Below are 19,581 nucleotides of genomic sequence, written 5' to 3'. Positions count from 1 at the left end.
TCAAGGATCGCGACGCACTCCACGTGGTGCGTCATCGAGAACAGATGCAACTGAAACACGTCAAGGGAAGCTGCAGGTCAGATCCCTGAAAACTCGATCCGCCGCATCGAAGCATGTGCAGAGTACGTGCGTAATGTGCGGGCTCAGGCGCTAGCCGTCGGCATCGCACGGCACCTGCCAGGGCAACTTCGCCGGAGCGCTCATCAGCTTGACCAGACCCAGGGGCACCCCACGGCGAAGCCCGCCCGGGAACGCTTCGCCGTCGTGCCGACTGTCGGGTGCTCGTTACGGGGTGCGGAGGTGTCGCGTGAGCTCCTGGAGCACTGTCCATGACTCGGCGTCGGTGCCGTTGCCGAGGGGGTAGTGCAGTCCGGGGCGGCTGTCGGGACCGAGCTGAACGGGGCGGAGGTTCAGGGGAGGGCGCCGGGCGTGGCCGAGGCCGATGTCGCTGACGCTGTCGGGCCCGAGGGTGAAGGCGATGGGAATGGGTGGTGTCTCCAGGCGCGGAGGGACGGTCAGATCGCGGCGCGCAGCGCGCAAGGACGCGATCATGGACGACAGGCCGTGCCGGGTGGCGAGTGTCTCGGCGAGGGGCTGGACCACGTGCAGCGGCGGCTCTTCGTCGGGGCCGTAGCCGGTGACGAGAGTGACCTCTTCCTCGACGCCGTCCTTGGTCCGCGTGACTCGCATGGTGGCGATGGCCGGACGGTCCGGGGAGCCAATGGCGAGGAGCCAGGTGGGCTTAGGGGCACGGTGACGTGCGAAGTCCGTCAACTGGCGAGTGGACCACGGAAGGTTGATCGGCTCGGCTGTGCTCCAGCCGACCGGTGAACATCCGGTGAGCGTCTGCCACGCCGCTTCCAGCGCCCGTCCGAGGACGAGCTGCTCGTCAGGGGCGTGCCGGGTACTGAAGGAGAGGATGAGCTGCCGCTCATCTGTCTCGGCGTCGCGTGCGAAGGACGAAGCTACGGCCGTGGCACCCGCATCGGTGCAGACAGGGGCGAACGTGCCGTCCTGCCACCGCAGTACGGCACCGGAAAGGCCGTCGTAGTAGCCGCACTCCTTGTCCTGGACGACCCAGCGGTTCGGTGCGCCGGTCAGTGCGGTGCGCGTGGCCAGGGTGAGGCGGGCATGTGGCGGCGTGACGATGTGCAGCGCCCTGTCGGTCTCGGTGCACACACTCAGAATGTCGGAGAGCCACGCTGTCATGGCGACGAGCGGCCGCTCGGACAGGACGACAGCCGTGGAACCGGTGAGTACGTCCACGGCAGGAAGGGCGTCGGCGTCCGCAGGCAGGGCCGTGACGTCGGGGCTGAGCGGTACGACGGCGGTGTGTGCGGCCTCCGGCGGCCAGGTGACGCCGCCGAGCACGGTCGTCAGCCGGCCGGCGAACGATCCAGCCAGGCGCTCCGCCTCGGGGACGGCGGTCGAGGCACGAGCCTCGGTCCACCACAGTGGTGCCGTTGGTGCTCCCGCAGCGACGGTGCCCAGCAGCCGTTCGGCCTCTCCTGGGGTGTGAACGAGGATCGGTGCCTCGATGGAGACCAGCGGGCGTCCGCCCGGTCCGCAGAGCTGGATCACGGCTCCGTCCGCGGTGGTGGCCACCCCGAGGTCCGGCCCTCCGGCATGGAGTCCCGCGACGACGGTCCACAGGTCCGGCATCTTCGGGGTGAGCGCGATGACGTCGTTTGTCACAAGGCGGGTCCTGGGTCTTCTGGAGCGAGAGCTGTCTGAATCAGCTGGTGGGGGTGGCCGCGGCGGACCACTGTGCCGCGGCCGGGCGGCTGTGCGGACGCGTACAGGCCGGGAAAGAGTTGCCCCTCGGAGCGGTCGCCGCTCATGACGACGGCAGCGGTGCCGGTCTCGCGCAGCGTGGTCAGGAACGGTTCATAGAGGGCGCGAGAGGAGCCGGCGATGCGTCGGGCGACGACGAAGTGCAGGCCGATGTCCTGTGCGGAGGAGATGTACGGCAGGAACGGGGCCAACGGCTGCTGTCCGCCGGTGGCGAGGATGTCGTAGTCGTCGACGAGGACGACAATGCGAGGGCCTGTGAAGCTGGGAATGTCAGCGAGGGAGTCGTGGTCCGCGGTGTTGTCCGGCAGCCGCTTCTCGAGTTCGGTCGCGATACCCGCCGAGAGGGCGGAGGCCAGCTTCGCGTTATGGGCGTAGCCGCCACGGTACGGCTCGGGGACGACTCCGCGCAGTCCGCGGCGCGGGTCGAAGACCGCGAAGACGAGTTCGTCCTCCGAGTAGCGGTCGATGAGCTGTTGTGAGATGAGCTTGAGGAGGTTGGTCCTGCCGCACTCGGTGTCTCCGAGGATCAGCAGATGCTGATCGTGCCCGAACAAGTCAAGGAGCACGGGCTCCAGTGCCTCCTGACCCAGACCGATGGGAACCAGCTTCGGCTCGGCTACCAGGGGCGGCAGCCCGTCGGCGGCCAGCTTGGTGGGCAGGACTCGTACTGGTGCGGCGAGTTCACCGTGCCAGGTCATGCGAATCGTACGGGCGGCCTCCTCCAGCGCCGGTCCGATTCCGGCAGCGGAAGCGACGGCGTCGATCCGGGGCAGGGCGACGTGCGCGAAGAGTTTGGCGTCGGTGAGTACACGCCCCGGCTCGTCGGGAGCAAGTGTCTCGGAGAGCTTGCGGTCGATACCTGAGTCCGCAGGGTCGTTGAGCCGTAGTTCAGCTCGTGTGCCGAACAGCGATTGGGTGGCGATACGAACGTCATTCCAGCGGAGCATGCCGGCGACGACGTGGATGCCGTAGCCGCTGCCACGGCGCAGCAGTTCGGTCACTGAGTCGTCCAGGTCGTCGAAGTCGTCGCGCAATGCGCCGAAGCCGTCGATGATCAGGACGATGTCGGTGGAGGCCAGTTGGGGCACCTGCCCCGAGGCACGCAAGGCGCGGAGCTGGTCGATGGAGTCGATGCCGAGCTCGCGGAAGAGTTCTTCGCGCGCGCCGAGCATGGCACGGACCTCGGCGACGGTGCGTGCGGCCCGCTCACGGTCCATACGGCCGGCCACCCCGCCGACGTGCGGCAGCCCGGCCAGGGCGGCGAGGCCGCCGCCGACCAGGTCTAGGCCGTAGATCGCGACCTCTTGCGGGGTATGCGTCATGGCCAGCGACAGGGCGAGCGTGCGCAGCAGGGTCGTCTTTCCGGACTGCGGACCACCGATGACAGCGACGTGGCCGCCGGCCACGGTGAGGTCCAGGTTCCAAGGTTCCTGCCACTGCCTGGCGGGGTCGTCCAGCAGCCCCAGCGGCACGCGCATCGGACCTGGGCGCTTGGCGAGGTGCAGGCCGCGCTCGGAGACTTCGACAGGGCCGGCAGTCGTATCGAGGGTGAGTGCGGCGGGGAGCGGGGGCAGCCAGATCCGCCGTACGGGAGCGGCGGCTGCCCGCAACTGGTCGCCCATCACCGACATCACGGTCGGTCCGGTCTCCCGTTCCCGCATCTCGGGTGCCGTCGTGGCCGTTGTATCCGGATCCGTGGATGTGTTGAAGACGCCGTAGGAAAGCACGGTCGGCTTGTCGGTCGCCGCCGGGCGTCGCAGCGCCGGGCCACGGTAAGCCCCGGAGACGTACCCGGCCTTGAAGCGTTCGTACGTCGAGGTGTCGACCTTGAGGTAGCCGAATCCGGGCAGCGGCGGAAGGTGGAAGGCATCGGTGGTGTCGAGCACGGTGCGCGACTCGTCGGCCGAGAATGTTCGCAGGCCCAGTCGGTACGACAGATACGTGTCCAGCCCCCTGAGCTTGCCACCTTCGATGCGCTGGCTGGACAGCAGCAGATGCACTCCGATGGAGCGGCCGATCCGTCCGATCGAGAGGAACAGATCGATGAAGTCCGGTTTGGCGGTCAGCAGTTCACCGAACTCGTCGATCACAACAAAGAGATGCGGCAACGGCTCCAGGTCCGGCTTCTGAGCACGCAGCGCAGCGTAGTGCCCGATGTCCGCGATGTTCCCGGCGTCCTTCAGCACCTGCTGGCGGCGCTTGACCTCACCGGCGAGGCTGGTGTGGACCCGCTCGACGAGCCCGGCCTGGTTCTCCAGGTTGGTGATGACACCGGCCACATGCGGCAGGTCCGCGAAAGGTGCGAAGGTCGCGCCGCCCTTGTAGTCGACCAGAACCAGGGCCAGGTCCTCGGGCGGATGCGTGGCGACCAGGGCGAGGACGAGCGTACGCAGCAGCTCGCTCTTGCCGGAACCGGTGGCGCCCACGCACAGTCCGTGCGGGCCCATTCCGAGTTCCGAGGACTCCTTGAGATCCAACAGCACCGGCTCATGCCGGTCGTTGAGACCGATGGGCACCCGCAGGAAAGCCCGGTCACCGCGCGGCGCCCACAATGCGTCCAGGTCCAGATTCGCCGGATCGTCCACGCCGAGCAGCTGTGCGAAGTCCACGGGGCCGGATACCGGGGTGCCCTCGGAAAGGGATTCGGCCGACAGCCGCAGGGGCGCCAGCATCCGGGCAAGTCCCTCGGCACCGGGCACCGGCAGTGCGTCGAGGGTGCCGTGTATGGGGCGGGTGCCGGGGGTGCGCAGATCCTCGATCGTCACTCGGTCGCCGTCCACCCGGATCCGTACCGTCACCTGGTCCGGCTCGTGCACCTGCTTCTCCAGCAGATGCAGCACGGTGACACCCATGTTGGTGAGAGTGACGGCCTCGTCCGGCCTGGGGAGCTCGGCCGCGACGTTCCCGTACTCGTCGCTGATCACCAGGAGCCGGTCGGTCATGCGCAAGGCATCATGGCTGGACAGGCCTCGCCGTACTTCCGCCGCATAAGCGGCGCGCGCCCTCAGCTCGCCACCGATCAGCTTCGCCAACTGCGTGAGGCTGGGCGCGATCCGCCGGGCGGCCACCGGGGCTTCGCCGTTCTCGGGCGCAAGCACGTGCGGCAGCCACTTCGCCCACGCCCACTCGTCCTCCCGCTCACCGGGGAATCCGAGGGCCAGGGCAACATCGTCCGGTGAGTGCGCCACAGCGGTCTGGAGAAGCAGGTTACGGGCCACCTGCACCACGCTGTCGCGCTCACCGATGATGCTGATGTTGCCGGCGCGGTCCAGCGGGACAGTCAGCGGGAAATCGGTGGCGACCGAGAAGCGAGCTATCAGGGCATTCGCTTCGTTGAGCATGAAGGGGTCGGGAGGTGTCAGCACATTGCTGACACCCTGCTGTGCGACCGTCAGCTCCTGCTGGGGCACCTCACCTGTGCCGAGCCGCGCCCGCAGGAAGTCGGTGTCCGCACGGCGTCGTTCCCACAACCGCGATGGATCACGTACGACGTCGTACAGCGCCTCGGGCGGTGGGTTGAGCAGCCGTGCAGCCTCCCGGCGCTCACGCTCCAGTCGGCCGAACTCCTCGCGAAGCTCCTCCAGATATTCCAGATACCGCTCGCGCTGGGAGCGCCGGGTGCGCTGCGCCTTGCCCCGCTGGGACACGAACAGCGCGACGGCACCCAGCAGCGCGAAGACCAGCACGATCGCGCCGATGGCGGCGAACTGGCTGTTACGGATCACCGTCATCATCACCACGGAGCCCATGACACCTGCCATGGGCAGCAGCGCGGCCGCCGGACTGCCGATCTTGCCCTCGGGCAGGTTCGGGGGAGCTTCAACGGTGACGGGGCCGGGCGGCGCGAGCGGACGCGTGGAGCGGGCCGGCCGGTGGATCAACCGATACGTCACCGCACACCGACCGCTCGCCGCAGAACCTCGGCGGCCAGCCCGGTGACGCTCTCCCGCGCCGCCTGCCCCAGCAGTTCGGTACGTACCGGTCCGCCCGCGGCCAGATGCCGGTCGTACGGGATACCGATCACGGGAACACCGGCCTCCTGCAAATGCCGGGTGGCAGCCTTCAGATCGGTGGTCATGTCAGGAGAGACCGAATTCAGCGCCACCACAGTGCCCGGCAGTGCCGGACGCGGGAGTCCTGCCATCCAGTCCAGCACCGTACGCGCGCCGGCCACGCCCTCCAACGTTGCCGGAGCCACCAGCACCCGGCCATGGGCGGTGTCCAACGCCGTACGGGCTATGTCTCCCGGAAGCGATTCGCAGTCCACCACGGTCACCCCGAAATACCGGCTCAACGCCACTGTCACCAATCGATAAGTACGAACGTCGAGTTGCGCACCGACACGCCCCTGCCCCGCGGGCAGCAGCCAGCCGCCGTTCTCCAGAGGCACCAGATAACCCGTGATATCGGTCAGCAACATCGACGGACGCAGGATCCGCGCCATGTCGGAACACGACCAGCGGACCGACTCGGCACCGAGCCGCACAGGCAAGGTTCCGAGCGCCGTGTCCGCCTCCAGCGTCAGCACCGGATCGTGCCGGTAATGATTGAAGATCCGGCTCAACAGCGCCGACACCGTGCTCTTTCCCGCGCCGCCACGGATGCTGGTAACCGCGATGTGCCGTCCCGTGGTGACCGGCTGCTGCAGCTGCTCTGCGATGCGTGTCGTCTCGGCGACCTCACGGGCAACGGAGTTAACGGCCAGGCGACGGAGGGAGCGTCCGGTGCGGCGCACCGCGGAATCGCCGTGCTGCGAGCGGCCCCTGAGGAGGGCGAGACGCGGATCGAGGACGGGGACGGACTCCGGAGTGGGGCGAGAGTTGACGGCTGGTTTTCCGGCCGACGGGGCGGCCGAGGGCCTACCCGTGGAGGGGTTGGATCCGGGAGCCGCGGGTCCGTCCGTCGAAACGGTTGCTGGTACGGCGGGGGCCTGACGCTGCGGCTCCGAGGGAACCGCGGAAGCGGCCGGCCGCGGTGCCCCGCCCTGCCCCTCCAACGCGCTGGGCTGCCGCAACTCCCGCAGAATGTCCTGCTGCCAGCTGTCCCCAGCCATCACGTACCCCTTACCGGAACGTGTCGAGCAGACGCCCGTACACGCCGTACACACCGATCGCCAGAGGGAACAGAACGACAACGCCGACCGACTCGGCCAAGTCCCCGATCCGCCGCAACCGCACCCGCACATGCTCGGCAGGCTCCACCGCGAGCACCACGAGCCCGGCCACAGCCAGCCCCACCACCAGGACGATCGGTCCGTACGCCGCAGAATGCTCCAGCCACAGCATGGCCAGGCGCACCACGAGGGCCAGTCCCACGGCGAGCAGCACCACAACCTCGGCCACCAGTGGAAACGCCCGTGCACGTAGCAACAGCACCATGGCCACCACGGACGCCAGAGTCACGGTCCACGCCCTCGGCTCGCGAACCACCAGCAGCCCGGCAGCCCCTGCGGAAACCGCCATAACGACGGTCGTCAGCGCCAGCCCTCGGTGGGCGGCCGCCAGCGCCGTAGCCACCTGATGCCGACTCACCGAAGCCCCGCCGGACCGTGTGTCGTCCAGCCTCGTCAGGCCGGCAGCCATCAGAGCAAGGCGCGGCAGTACGCCCAGTACGACTACGGACGCCACTGCCAGCACCGTCCCGAGCCGGGCCTGCTGAACCGCTGTGCCCGCCCCGCTCTGCACGGCCGCCACGACTTCCCAGCCGACGGCCGACACCGCAACCGCGCCGGCACCGATCAGACCGCCGCGGCCCAGAGGCGAGAACCAGCCCAGCAACAGCAGCATCAGCGCGCCTGCCCCGGCGACGCCTGCCAGCCGTCCCGAACCGGACCACCCGTGGGCATCGGCCAGCCACCAGGCACCCAGCACAGCCAGGGCCCCACTGCTCGCGATCAGCGTGGTGGCAAGCCCGCGATTACCCAGGCGGCCGGCCAGAGCGCCACCGACTGCCAACACCAGCGCGGCAAAGGGCAGTACAGCCCCGACAACCGCAGCTGAGAACCCGGCCCGCGCCAGCATCGCCGCCGTGACAACCAGGCCCACTGTGACGATGCCCGCCGTCACTCGCCGCGTTGCGGGACGCCACCGCCAGGCCCGTACGCCAAGATCCTCCGCCACCTCATCGGTGACGTCGTGCACAACCGAGGCCGACGGAATATCCTCCACACGCACCAGCCGCAGCACCGCGCCGTCCGGCACCTCCGCTGCCGCCAGCGTGCTCTCCTGCGCAATCACCGAACCGTCGGTGGTGACCAATTGCCGCAGCATCGGCTGCGCGGCGACCCGGTCACCCAGCAGCCGGATCACCTCTGGCAACAGCCGCCCCACCGGCTCATCCGACGGCAGTACGAGATCGATACGCCGGCGGTCACCCACCAAAGTGACACGGCTCAACTCCGTACGCTGCACCGCCGCCCCCAAAGTCCCCATCCGACCGAACGTATCACCGAGCAGAACTGCTCACAGGACCCGGCACCGCTCCCTGCCCCTGCCCGACCAGCCGGTTCGAGACGAACGACCACCCCACGCACCCGGCACACAACACCGCCGCGATCACAATCCCGGCGAAAACCTTCCCCAACCGCTCATTGGCCGATCGCCGCCCCCGCTGAGCACCGAACAGCAGGGCGTCACACATCCGCCGACGCCGAACCGACACCGACTCCAGCAACTGACTGTCGTAATCCTGTGACATCGAACCGCCCTACCGCTCCACGGCCCTGGTGCCCGCGACCTTGTCATGCAGACACTGCTGGAACGGCTTGTCCCAGCAGCACCACAAAGGGTTCAGGATGCAGAGCACCGGGATCACGATCGAAACGAGCCAGAACAACTCCCGCATGAACGCCCGCCAGAACCCGACGCGTCCCCCTGTCTCACACCGGGCGATGCGTACGCCGCAGATCCGCTTGCCGAGTGTCATCCCGAACTTGCAGACGCTGAACGGGAAGTACAGCGTGAACGAAACGAGGAGCCAGACGATCAACAGCGCCTGAGGCAACCCGGATTCCTCCGGACCTCGCAGGTCAATCCACAGCGACAGCGGCAGGGCAAGCACCCAGTACCCCGCAAACCAGAAGACCACGTCGAGCACCCGCGCCCCCAGCCGCGATCCCACGTTTGCCGTAACGGTCACGCCCGGCGCGGGGCCGTTGACCGGGTAGACCGGCAGCCCAGCCGTGGGGTAAGCGGGGAACTCAGCCGGAGCCGATCCGAACTGGGACGCCGACTGTCCGGGCCCGATAGAGCCCGGCGACGGATAGGGCGCCAATGACACCATGCTCCTTGTATATCGAAATGATGCTCAAGCGAAAGCGCAGCCGCGAACGTCTCATTGGGCCCAGCGTCCGCGGGGTGTCAGAGCAGGTCCGTGAGGTCGGGGCCGCGACCGTCCAGTACTTCCGGTACCTGAATTCCATAGCCCTCGGCACGTCCGAAATATGTGGCCTCCCCGGGCTCCGCGGCCACACCCAGCAATGAATCGAGGGCCTGGAGGGCTGCGGCGAGGCGCGGAGCATTGCGCTTACAGACATCCGGGTGCGGCTGACCACGAAAGTCGAACTCACCCCAGATATCATGGAAGACGGCCACCTCTGCTGACAGGCCGATGGAATCAGGCGAAACAGTCAGCTCAACCAGGCGGTGCTCCCGACGATGCTTCCCTTCCGCGTCGAGCCATGTGCCGACCCCCGACACCAGGATGTCGGAAACCTGGGCATCCGGAAAGCCCGCAGGTCGGCACTGAACGACCCGCTGAGCCTGGCGCGCGTCGTCGATCGCCCCTCCTGCGAGGGAAAGCCGCGTATGCAAGCCAAGTCCGCCGACACCGAAGATGAACCAGTCCCATTCAAGGCCGCTTGGCTCCAGGAGGCCATGGTCACGCAGGACGGCGGACATCCGCGCCGCCGTCATCAGCGCGGATTCCAGACCAGGAGTAGCGAATTCGTCGAGTTCCCAAACCCAAGAAGCACATTCTTGCGGGGCACGCATCAGCGCCCTTGTAGCTGTCGAGGCGACAGTACGTGAACCTGTGCGCCTCGGCTATTCAGCCATGCTTCAAGGTCCACTCCTGAGAGCTCTCGCAGGTCGTCGCCTTCGGCCACTGAAGCTGGGCCGAACACGGTACCGGTAAGGCCCAGCACGGTCGTGTGTTCATCCATGACCACTTGGAACGATGTCCGCTGAACGCTTGCGCCCGACAGGTCCGCACCTTGAAGTCTTACATCGAGCAGCCCGGCCCCATCAAACTTCGCGTTTCGAAAGCTTGCTCCTCGAGCGTCAACTGCCCACATCTCCGAACTTCCGAGATCAGCTAGATCCAAATTCGCGGAGCCCAAGGAGGATTCATCCAATACGGCCTTCACGAGCGAGGCCCCGGAGAGATCTGCCTCATTGAGATCCGCCCCCTCAAGATGAGATCTGTACAGATCGGCCCCAGACAGGTTCACGTTGCGGAGGATGGCCTCAGTGAGCAACCCGTTAGCGAGATCTGCACCCGAGATGTCGGCCCCCCTGAGGTCAAGCCCAGCCACGTCCAACAGAGACTCGCTGTTGGCTGACCACTCCTCCAAGACAGCGGCAGCCTGCACATCAGTTGGGAGCGCCTTGACGCGGCGCCCATCGTCACGGATACCAGACAATGCGATCACTCCAACCGTTCCGCTTCGCAATTTCTCTAAGGTCATCGATCGCGGCCTGGTTTGCGTTGCGCGTGTCGAGGATGACGATGCGTTCCTTGGCTACGATTTGATCCCTCAGCTTCCGGATCCACCCTTGGTTATCTGCCGGATTGTACGCTCCCTTGAACGGCAGCGACTTGTCCCGGACGTTGTTGAGCGGTGGCCAGTCGGAGTGCACGCCCTTAATATCGTAGAACTCGCCCGTGCTGGGTGAATAAAGGTCGCCATGGTTCGCCTCGGGCGGCCGTTGAATGTCGTCCGGTACTTTCCCTTGCTCACGCAGGTCGAGGGCGAGGCGAGCCTCATCCATCTCGGAAGGCTTGACCTTCCCCTTGTGGTCCGGGTCCTGCTTCAGCTGGTCGAAGTCGTCCGCGTGCCGCTGCTCGATCTCTTCCAGGTGCTGGGCATGCGCAGCCTGCTCTTCTGGTGTCAGCGCGCGAGCGGGGCCGCCCGGGGACTCGGAGGCACCTGCGCGGTGGCTTTCCGGATGGCCTCCGTCGTGTCCACCGGCTCCCGTCGGTGCCTCACGCACCGAATCCAGATGGTCTCCGCCCGAGACCGCGCCATGAGCGGCATCTCCGGATCCAGAGGAGGGAAGGCCTCCGTTCCCCGAACCACCCTGGTTTATGTGATGGTTGTCTGGGGGTCCGTGGTTGGCCCGGGGTTCGAGGTTCTCGCCTGCATTGGCCATGGCAGCGGGAACACGGGTCTCTGAGACGGCCGCCGGAACCCGTTCGGGAATGCGAGAAGCATCGTCCAAGGCGGCGCGGTCAGCGGCGGACATCTCACCGGCGCCTTTCCGCGCGACGCTTCCGTCCGGCCGTACGAGTTCCCCGTCCGCGCGAAGGATGTATCCCTCAGGGAGCCGGACGGACCCGTCTGCCGCCTCGGGGAGGTCCGGTACGGCCTTGCGGAGGCCAGCCGTGATCTCCGCGATCTTCGGTGCGGCCGCTCCTGCGGCCTTGATCGTTGCGGAGACGGGGTCGAGCAGCCCGCCGATCTTGGCCGCGGTGCCCGCGGTCTTGGCGCCGAGGCCGGCCTTGGCCGCCGTTCCAGCCTTGAGCGGGCCCACGCCGAGGGTGAGGATGTTGAAAACGACCGTGGCGGAGGCGCGGGCCGGATTCTCGCTCCACATGTCCCACGCGACCAGGCCCTTGGCGAACTCCTTGGCGTCCTTCCTGCTCTCCTGGACGATCGGCAGGTCCCCCAAGCCCCCCGGGCGCTCGTTGCGAGGGTCTTGCACGTAGTCGCCGGCTCCGAGGAAGACGCGGCCCAGCGCGTCCCAGGTGTCGGAGGCGTCCGCGCCGATGCCCACCAGCGCGCCCAGGCCCTGGATGGTCCCCCAGATGTTGTCGACGATCAGGCCGTCCCAGACAAAGCTTTTGATGTGCCGGTCGATATTGCCCGGCAGGAACGTGCGTTCCTCGACGGTGCCCCAGGGAAGCTCCGCATCCTTCAAGGCATCGGCCGAATACCCGTACATGTCCGGCTTGTTGGAACCGTCGTTGGCCTGGTACTTGACGCAACTGAACAAGGCCATGATCTTGTTCGCGGCCGTGCGCTCGGCCTCCCAGAACGCGACAGTCGTGGCAGTGACGTCGTTGACAAGATCCTCGTTCTTGTCGACCTTTTTCTGGTCGCGCTGCCAGCTGTTCAGCAGCCCCTCGTCGCCCTTTGCCTCAGCGACGAACGCGATCGCCTGTTTCCGCAGATCGTCGAGCCGGGCAACCAGCGGCCGTATCTCGTTCGCGTACTCACCGAGCGCGCGGGCCACACTCTCCACATCAGCGCCGAGGTTCTCCCCGGCCGTCTGCACCGCGGCCGTGGTGGCGAACAGCTTCTCTGCCTCAGGAGCCTCGTAGTACGAGGACAGTGACTGGAACCGGCTGTGGATGTCCGTGCCCGTGGAGGTGAACCCGGAGCCGTCGGCGGACAGCGCCCCGACTGCCTTCTCCAGCTCCTCCTGACGTCCGGTGAACCTGGGTATGTCCTCCGGTTTGATCACTTGGCGCTCTCCCCGTCGACCCCAGGCAGATTGAGATCGGGGATGGTGGGCGCCTTGAGGGCCTCCTGCTGCACCGTGTGAGCCATCTCCAGGTTGCCGGCTTCGTACGCCGCCAACGCAGCCCTGGCGCCATTCACTGATTTGACCGCACGCCGCTGCATGAACACCAACTGCTCTCGGCGAGCCAGCGCAAACTGCATGAGCGCAGCCCCGACAAGGCCGGCCGTGCCGTCCCCGTCCGAACCCTCCTGGCTCAGCGTGCCTGCCCACTTGGCGGCGCTTTCCAGGTCTGTGGCGAAAGCTTTCACCTGCCCCGGCAGCGAGTCCACCGAGACGGAGGTCACCGCAAGTGCACCCTTCACCCCGGCAGGCTCCAAATCCCAACCCGTCACGTCATCCCCCTAGTTGTGAGCGGCCGAGTCAGCCGATGGCGTCCACCGCGGCCTTGGCCCGGGCCAAGGTTGCCTGCGCGGTGGCATCGTTCTTCTCCAGCGTCGTGCGCACCAGCTTGATGATGTTGCGCACCTCGTTGGCCGCCACGTTCCAGCGGAGCTCCTTGCCGTGGTACTCGTCCGAGACCCCATCGGCGGTGAATTCCGTCATCGCGGCCTTCACCGCCCGGTCTCGATCTGCGAGGACTCGCTCCAACTGCCCCACGATGCCCTGCAGCCCGCTCTGCACCTCTACCGAGGCGCCTGTGTCGTAGCTGCGCCGGTCCTGACTTGCCATGGAAGTTCCCCCTATCGCCCGGAGAACCGGGCGGCGTCGAAGTTCGCAGAAGCCATGTGCTGAGTGGCGTTGTCCTCGGTCTCCTGGTCACCGGTACCGAAGGCGTTGTCCATCCCGGACTGGCCGCCCAGGATCGCGTTCAGGGATCCGTTGAGCGCCGCGGTGATCTCGTCCGAACGGTTCTTGAACGAGTCGAACGCGACCTTCCCCGATCCGTTGAACTTGCCCTCCAGCGGCTCCGCAGCCGCGATCAGCATCTGAATCAGCGTGCCGAGATCGGTACTCGACCCCACCGTGCTGCTGGTCAGTCCGGACAGCGTCGTACTGCCCATATCGAACTTCACAGATCCCCCATACAGTCCTGAGCGGCAGTCACGTAGTTCACAACCGTTGCAATCTGACACTCTAGTTGTTTGCTCAGGCTAGCCAACTTGGGGTTGCTACCGCGACGTTATTGATCGGTGGTGGCTCGAATCGATCCTTGGCACGCGCGAGCGGCCGCGCCCGCGGATACGGGGAACCGACCCTCTCGGCAAGAGCTGCGTCGGGTGCGCAAGTGGGAACCTCGGGGGGGGGCTTGAGTCCGCGGCTAACGCCAGCCCCGCAGCGGGCTTCATGGCCGACACGGCCTGCGCTGGGGACGCTGTCGTTGAACTACCTAACTACGTGGCGGCGTGACGCGGGCCATGTGAAGACACACCCGTTCCGGGGATTGCGTTGCTACTTGGAACGCGACGAAGCTCCTCGTGCCACATCCGCGCCGTGCGGCACGTCGCCCGCGAGGGACGCGGTCCACAGATCTCTTGGGGTTCTCCAGCCACACCAGGTTCGGCGTGGGATCGGGGAAGGTCAGGATCACGAACGGACCGTAGAGTCCGGGGTGCGCGCCGAGCTCGAACAGCAGCAGCTGCACCGTGATGTTCGGCTGCTCGCTCGCCTCCACCAGCTTGCGCAGCTGGTCGCGCATGATGTCCGCCGAGCCGACGGTGCGTCGCAGCACCGCCTCGTCGAGGATCGCCCAGAGCTTGGCCGGCCGATCACCGTCGAGGCGGCTGTTCTGCCGCTCCATACGCACCTTGACCAGGGCCTCCACCTGCGGCGACGTGAGCTCCATCCGCATCTGGGAGATCACGGTGCGCGCGTAGTCCTCGGTCTGCAGCAGGCCGGGGACGAGCATCGGTTGGTAGTTGGCCAGGGACACCGCTCCGGCCTCCAGCGCGAGATAGCCGTCGTACCGCGTCGCGGTCAGGACCGTGGAGTACTTCCGCCACCGCGGCTTCTGCTGCTCCTTGTCCGCCCGTACGAGATCGAGTACGTCGGCCCGCTGGGCCGGTTCTTCGACGCCGTAGCAGTCGAGCAGCGCACGCACGAGGACCGGTGACGTGCCGCGGTCACCGGTCTCGATACGGCTCAGCGATCCCTGGTTCACCTCGATCCGTGCGGCGACCTCGGCAAGGGTGAGACCCGCCGTGTCCGGCAACTCCTTGAGGCGTGCGGCTAGTTGGCGACGGTAGACGGATTTGGGACCAGGCTCCTCTTCAAGGCCATGCCAGAAGCCTGTCCGGCCGATGGGGGGTGCTACAACCCGTACGAGTCAACTTCACCAGACATATTGCCTAGTTCGCTGTGACACCGGCATTCTGCCTAGGGTCACGACGCGTGTTCTCCGGACGCGCGCCCAAGCCGACCGACGGGTGCACCACCGTCGGCGTGGACGCGCCTCCGAGTCGGCTTGGTTCGCCACACCAGGAGGGTGTGCCATGCCCCGGACGACCTTGTTCCGGCAGTTACTTCAGCAGCGTCATCTGACGACGTACGAGGCGTTCTCGGCCCAGTTCGAGCGCTCGGCCGCCAAGCTCGCGGATCTCGACGGCGACCAGCGTCTCGTCTCGCTTCAGGTCTCCTCCCGGCAGTTCGACCGCTGGCTCGGCGGTGAGCTGCGCGGACTGCCGCGCCCGGATGCCTGCCGAGTGCTGGAGTACATGCTGGGCAGGCCGGTCTCCGAGTTGTTCTCCGTGCCGGGCGGCCGCGATGACGCCCGTACGACACAAACACCGCCCAGCTCCCCTCCCCCAAGGGATCCCGGCGACAGCCCGCTGGAGATCGTCGCCCGCGCCCATCACCTCACCGCCAGCAACGCGGACGACGCCACCCTCGCCCTCCTCGGCTCCTCCCTGGAGACCGTCACCGCCCGGTACGAGCTGGACGGCCCGCACGCGCTGCGCCCCGAGACCCGGAACCTCCGGCAGCTCGCGCACACTCTCCTCGATGGCCGCCAGCCCCCGCGCGTACGCCAGGAGCTGTTCCGCCTCGCCGCCCGCGCCTCCGGGCTGCTGGGCTACATGGCCGTGAACACCGGCGACTTCGAGCTCGCAGAGGCGTACTGCACCGAGGCCCTGGACCTCAGCAGGGCGATCGACGACCGGGACACCGAGTTGTGGGCGAGCGGCACCCTGTCCTTCGGCCTCTATTACGCCGGCCGGTATGGCGAGGCCGACGCGTGCGCCGCCGCGGCCGTGGAGCAGGCGCCGAGCAGCGCCCAGTCCATCCGGCTGCTCGTCAACGGCCGGGCGCGCGCCCTCGCCAAGACCGGCGACCGCCGCGCCTCCGAGCACGCCATCGGCAAGGCCCTCGATCTCTCCGACGGACACGACGTCACGGTCGGGCTCACCTCCTGCATCTCCTTCGAGCCGTACGGGCGGGCCCGGACCCTGGCGAACGCAGTGACCGCGCACCTGGCGCTCCACGACACCGCCTAGGTACTGAGCGACGCCGAGCGCATCGACGATCTCGTCGAGCACTCCGACTCCTCGTGGAGCCGCGCGCTCGTACGCCTCGACGTGTCCACCGCCCTGCTGCGCCAGCGCACACCCGATCTCGACCACGCCATGACGCTCGGCCAGGAAGCCCTTCGGCTGTGCGGGGACTCCCCCATCAGGTCCGTATGGCAACGCGCCAATGAGCTGTACGAGCAGGCCAGGCCGTGGCGGAAGTATCCGGCGGTAGGCCAGTATGGCGACGAGCTCCGCGCCTGGAGCTCACAGCCAGCCGCCCTGGCCATGTCGTCTCGCACCAGAGCGGTGTAATGCCGAAGGAGTACGCCGGGTGCCCCTGCTCAGCGCCGATCCCGCCGCGTTTCCCGCCGAGCCCCCGGCGAATCCGCAGGATCCGGAAGCCGTCGCGGCGCACGACTGGGCGGCCTTCAGCGCACTGGACGAGATGACCGACCACTGGGCCCGCCCCGGATGGGCCGACGGCAGCAGGGCGTACTACTGGATGCTGACCTTCCCCAACGCGCCGGAACTCGCCGCTCTCGCGCTGAAGTGTCAGAAGGCACTCGCCCCGCTCGGCGGCCTCGACCCCGTACCGACGGATGGCCTGCACATCACCCTCACCCGCGTCGGCACCCCGGACACCGTCACCCTGGCGCAGCTGGAGGGCGTCGCTCGATCCGCCGGGCCGGTGCTGCCCGCCGCGTTCTCCCTGCGAGCCATGCCGCTGGCCGGCTCCCGCGGGGCCGTACGCCTCTCCCTCGGCCCGTGGAAGCCGCTACTCCAGCTGCACGCCACCCTGATTGACGTCAGCCGGACCGCGGGCTTGGCACCGAAGAAGCCGACTTCGGTCTTCCGGCCGCACCTCAGCCTGGCGTACAACAACCGTCAGCGCGTCGCCGCCCCGGTCATCGAAGCCGTGGCCGGTCTCCGCACCCTTTCCGCCGTCGAACTCCCGGTCGCGGAAGTTCAGTTGGTGGAGCTGCGTCGCGAAGAGCGGGAGTACCGGTGGGACGTGCAGAAGAGTCTGTCGCTCACGTAGTCCCGCGGTCGTCCAACTCTACGACCGCGACGACCATCTTGCCGATCGCGGTCGGCTGGACGAACCACCTGGCGGTCAGCTCGTCGATGAGCTGCAGCCCACGTCCGCTCTCCAGCAGCTCGTCGTTCGACGTATTCGCTCGCGGCTTGACGCTGTCGGTGTCCGTGCCCGAGTCGTGCACCCACAGAACCGCGGCGTCCCGGTAGACCTCCACGTTCATGCAGTCCGGACCGGGGGTCGTGTGTCGCAGCGCGTTGCCGACCAGCTCGGAGGCGACCAGCACCGCGTCGTTGACGACCGATGCCGACGCGCGGCCGTCGAGCGTCTGGCGAACCTGAGCGCGGGCGAAGGCGAGAGGCTCGGCCTCCTCCGCCAGGTTCACCCACTGGTGACGCACCAGCTCCCGCCGGCCGACGGCGCAGTCCGTATCTGATCCGTACACCGTTCCGTACACGTCGCGTCACGCTCCCGGTCGATGCCTCTGGGATCGACCAGCGTCTCGGCGGACGCGACGCGGCGGTACGCCGTGCCTCCGCCCTTCTACCCACCGCGAGACGGCGGACGAACGGCGGATCGACGGCGTACCGCCGCCATGCCTCCCCCGCGAGGGTCTTCTCAGGGCGGCCCCAACCGCCCGTCCCTCGCGCCAGCCGGGTGCACACCGCAGCAAGGCTCCCCCGCCGGGCCGGCGCGAGGCCCACTTCCGCCGCTTCACAGGAGGCTCTGGTGCTCGCACCGTCCGTCTACCCCGGCTTCGAGCAGGCGTACGTCGACGTGCTCGGCCACATCGTGCGCGATCACGAGTACCGCAATGCCCCGCGCGGCAACGCCAGCCGCGAGTGCCTCGGGCTGAGTTTCAAGCTGACCGGTCCACGCGAGCGCCTGCCCTTTCTGGCCGCGCGCAAGGTCAATCCGGCGTTCCACTTCGCCGAGGCGCTCTGGTACATCGCGGGCCGCAACGACCTCGACATGATCGCGTACTACGCGCCCCGGATGCGGTCGGACTCACGCGACGGGGCGACCGTCAGCGGCTCCGCTTACGGATCCCGGATCTTCAACCCCGTCGGCGACGACACCCTCTCGCCCTTCGACCGCGTCCTGTCGCTCCTGCACGGGGAGCCGGACAGCAAGCGGGGTCTGTTGCCGATCTTCGAGGCGCGTGAGCTGGCCGTCGCCGACAACCCCGACATGTCGTGTGCGGTCGCGCTCCATCTCCTCGTACGCGAAGGCAAGTTGCACATGGTCTGCTCGATGCGGGCCAACGACTGCGACCGCGGACTGCTCGCGGATGTCTTCTCCTTCACGATGATCCAGGAGTACGCCGCAGTCCAACTCGGCCTGGGGCTTGGCACGTACACGCATCACATCGGCTCGGCGCATCTCGGAGACCGGGACTTCGACCGCGTTCAGCGCGTCCTCGCCGAGGCGGCCGACCGCCCGGCCCCGCCCACCTCTCGCTTCCCGTTCCCTCCGATGCCCGCCGACACGACGCCGCAGACCATCGCCACCGTGCTGGGGCACGAGGAGGCGCTGCGTACGAACCAGGTCCAGTACCGGCCCACGGATATCGCCGGACTCGGCCTCCAGCCGTACTGGCAGCAGGTGCTGCTCCTCTTCGAGGCGAAGCGGCAGCTCGTCCACTGCCCCGCCGACCCCGTCGAGAAGGACGTCCTCGCGTCGCTCGACGCGGGCCCGCGCTGGCTGCTCGCCCACCGCTGGCCGTCCCGCATGCCTCGCGGCTTCGGTCCGGTCCGGTGAGCCGCCGCCCCGCCGCGGTCGGCGAGGTTCTGACCAGCGTCGACTGGGGCCGCTGGAGCGTGATCCTCCTCAAGCCCGACTGCGTACGCCGTGGGCTCGTCGACACAGTCCTTGAGCGCATCACCGCCGCCGTGTCCGTGTCCGTACGCGGCCAAATGGACGTGACCGTGACCGACTGGCAGATCCATGTCCACTACTGGGATCTGCTCGTCGGCGCCGACTGGTTCGACTGCTCCGTCCCCGCCTGCCTGCGCAAGATGTACGTCGGCCGGCAAGTGGCCGTCGCCCTCGCCCATGGACCGGCCGGCACACCTCGTCTCGTACGCGACCTGCTTGGCCACTTCGACCCCGCCCGGGCCACGAAGGGCACCCTCCGCGGCGACCTCGGCACCGACAGCCTCGCCGCCGCTCAGGCCGAGGGTCGCCTCGTCGAAAACCTCGTCCACACCTCCGACGACGCGGCCGCCACCTGCCGCGACTTCGGCACCTGGTACGGCGCGAAACGCCACCACCTGCTCACTCCCTGACCCGCACCCGCACCCAGAAGGACCCCGCCATGACGACACCTACTCGCCGCCCGCTTCCCCTGCTCACCACCGAACAGGTCTCCGCCCTCAAGCCCGAGCTGGCCTCGGTCATCGAGTACCGCAAGTCCGGACTCTCCGTGAACCACATCGTGGGCTGCCCACTCGACTGCGGCTACTGCGTACGACACCTCTACGGCAACTTCGAGATGAAAGTGCCGCGCGCCCTGATGACCGATGAGGAAGCCGTCGCCGCGCTCACCGGGCACCGGTACTTC

The 19,581-nt window shown here is 67.8% G+C and carries 19 protein-coding genes; 5 read left to right on the top strand and 14 right to left on the bottom strand.

Going from position 1 to position 19,581, the window contains the following annotated elements; translation table 11 throughout:
- Positions 1-285 precede the first annotated feature (285 nt).
- From J7I98_RS29055 to J7I98_RS29000, 13 genes are all read right to left on the bottom strand, one after another.
- Positions 286-1,695 carry a DUF6177 family protein gene (locus J7I98_RS29055; protein ID WP_214928002.1) on the bottom strand — a complete coding sequence of 470 codons (1,410 nt, stop codon included), beginning with the start codon at positions 1,693-1,695 and terminating at the stop codon, positions 286-288.
- A complete protein-coding gene (gene eccCa, locus J7I98_RS29050) occupies positions 1,692-5,687 on the bottom strand; it encodes a type VII secretion protein EccCa (RefSeq protein ID WP_214928001.1) in 3,996 nt (1,331 codons plus the stop codon). Before eccCa ends, J7I98_RS29055 begins: the two co-directional genes overlap by 4 nt.
- Positions 5,684-6,847 carry a hypothetical protein gene (locus tag J7I98_RS29045; protein ID WP_214928000.1) on the bottom strand — a complete coding sequence of 388 codons (1,164 nt, stop codon included), beginning with the start codon at positions 6,845-6,847 and terminating at the stop codon, positions 5,684-5,686. The genes eccCa and J7I98_RS29045 overlap by 4 nt, the downstream gene beginning before the upstream one ends.
- Positions 6,848-6,857: 10 nt before the next feature.
- A complete protein-coding gene (eccD, locus tag J7I98_RS29040) occupies positions 6,858-8,225 on the bottom strand; it encodes a type VII secretion integral membrane protein EccD (protein WP_214927999.1) in 1,368 nt (455 codons plus the stop codon).
- 13 nt (positions 8,226-8,238) lie between these two features.
- Positions 8,239-8,490, bottom strand: coding sequence for a hypothetical protein (locus tag J7I98_RS41425; RefSeq protein ID WP_251021361.1), 252 nt, complete (start codon positions 8,488-8,490; stop codon positions 8,239-8,241).
- A 9-nt stretch (positions 8,491-8,499) separates the two neighbouring features.
- Positions 8,500-9,066, bottom strand: coding sequence for an RDD family protein (locus J7I98_RS29035; protein WP_214927998.1), 567 nt, complete (start codon positions 9,064-9,066; stop codon positions 8,500-8,502).
- A gap of 86 nt (positions 9,067-9,152) precedes the next feature.
- Positions 9,153-9,785, bottom strand: a complete 633-nt coding sequence (locus tag J7I98_RS29030) for a hypothetical protein (protein ID WP_214927997.1) — start codon at positions 9,783-9,785, stop codon at positions 9,153-9,155.
- Positions 9,785-10,444: a pentapeptide repeat-containing protein gene (locus J7I98_RS29025; protein WP_214927996.1), complete on the bottom strand. Its 660-nt coding sequence runs from the start codon at positions 10,442-10,444 to the stop codon at positions 9,785-9,787. Before J7I98_RS29025 ends, J7I98_RS29030 begins: the two co-directional genes overlap by 1 nt.
- Positions 10,419-12,479, bottom strand: coding sequence for a hypothetical protein (locus J7I98_RS29020; RefSeq protein WP_214927995.1), 2,061 nt, complete (start codon positions 12,477-12,479; stop codon positions 10,419-10,421). Before J7I98_RS29020 ends, J7I98_RS29025 begins: the two co-directional genes overlap by 26 nt.
- On the bottom strand, positions 12,476-12,871 hold the full coding sequence (locus J7I98_RS29015) for a DUF6507 family protein (RefSeq protein ID WP_214927994.1): 396 nt from the start codon (positions 12,869-12,871) through the stop codon (positions 12,476-12,478). Before J7I98_RS29015 ends, J7I98_RS29020 begins: the two co-directional genes overlap by 4 nt.
- A gap of 28 nt (positions 12,872-12,899) precedes the next feature.
- Positions 12,900-13,208, bottom strand: a complete 309-nt coding sequence (locus J7I98_RS29010) for a pore-forming ESAT-6 family protein (RefSeq protein ID WP_214927993.1) — start codon at positions 13,206-13,208, stop codon at positions 12,900-12,902.
- Between the two features lie 11 nt (positions 13,209-13,219).
- Positions 13,220-13,552, bottom strand: coding sequence for a hypothetical protein (locus J7I98_RS29005; protein WP_214927992.1), 333 nt, complete (start codon positions 13,550-13,552; stop codon positions 13,220-13,222).
- A gap of 314 nt (positions 13,553-13,866) precedes the next feature.
- The gene (locus J7I98_RS29000) at positions 13,867-14,688 is read right to left on the bottom strand and encodes a helix-turn-helix transcriptional regulator (RefSeq protein WP_251021360.1); all 822 of its coding nucleotides are present in this window, start codon (positions 14,686-14,688) and stop codon (positions 13,867-13,869) included.
- Between the two features lie 280 nt (positions 14,689-14,968).
- On the opposite strand from J7I98_RS29000, the gene J7I98_RS28995 reads away from it, so the two are divergent.
- From J7I98_RS28995 to J7I98_RS28990, 3 genes are all read left to right on the top strand, one after another.
- The gene (locus tag J7I98_RS28995) at positions 14,969-15,967 is read left to right on the top strand and encodes a hypothetical protein (protein WP_251021359.1); all 999 of its coding nucleotides are present in this window, start codon (positions 14,969-14,971) and stop codon (positions 15,965-15,967) included.
- A gap of 81 nt (positions 15,968-16,048) precedes the next feature.
- Positions 16,049-16,294 (top strand): hypothetical protein, encoded by a 246-nt coding sequence (locus J7I98_RS41420; protein WP_251021358.1) that lies wholly within the window; start codon positions 16,049-16,051, stop codon positions 16,292-16,294.
- A 19-nt stretch (positions 16,295-16,313) separates the two neighbouring features.
- Positions 16,314-17,021 carry a 2'-5' RNA ligase family protein gene (locus J7I98_RS28990; RefSeq protein ID WP_308377987.1) on the top strand — a complete coding sequence of 236 codons (708 nt, stop codon included), beginning with the start codon at positions 16,314-16,316 and terminating at the stop codon, positions 17,019-17,021.
- Here J7I98_RS28990 and J7I98_RS28985 read toward each other — a convergent pair.
- The gene (locus J7I98_RS28985) at positions 17,014-17,475 is read right to left on the bottom strand and encodes an ATP-binding protein (RefSeq protein ID WP_308377986.1); all 462 of its coding nucleotides are present in this window, start codon (positions 17,473-17,475) and stop codon (positions 17,014-17,016) included. The two genes, J7I98_RS28990 and J7I98_RS28985, sit on opposite strands and share 8 nt — an antisense overlap.
- A 272-nt stretch (positions 17,476-17,747) precedes the next feature.
- Here J7I98_RS28985 and J7I98_RS28980 point away from each other — a divergent pair, with 272 nt between their 5' ends.
- Complete coding sequence (locus J7I98_RS28980; RefSeq protein ID WP_308377985.1) at positions 17,748-18,779, top strand: thymidylate synthase; 1,032 nt, start codon at positions 17,748-17,750, stop codon at positions 18,777-18,779.
- Positions 18,776-19,306 (top strand): nucleoside-diphosphate kinase, encoded by a 531-nt coding sequence (locus tag J7I98_RS28975; RefSeq protein WP_308377984.1) that lies wholly within the window; start codon positions 18,776-18,778, stop codon positions 19,304-19,306. The genes J7I98_RS28980 and J7I98_RS28975 overlap by 4 nt, the downstream gene beginning before the upstream one ends.
- The last annotated feature ends 275 nt before the right edge of the window (positions 19,307-19,581 follow it).

The organism is Streptomyces sp. ISL-98, assembly GCF_018614055.1.
Classification (GTDB): domain Bacteria; phylum Actinomycetota; class Actinomycetes; order Streptomycetales; family Streptomycetaceae; genus Streptomyces; species Streptomyces spiramyceticus.
The sequence above is the reverse complement of the archived record's forward strand: the minus strand, read 5'-3'. Positions and strand labels throughout refer to the sequence as shown.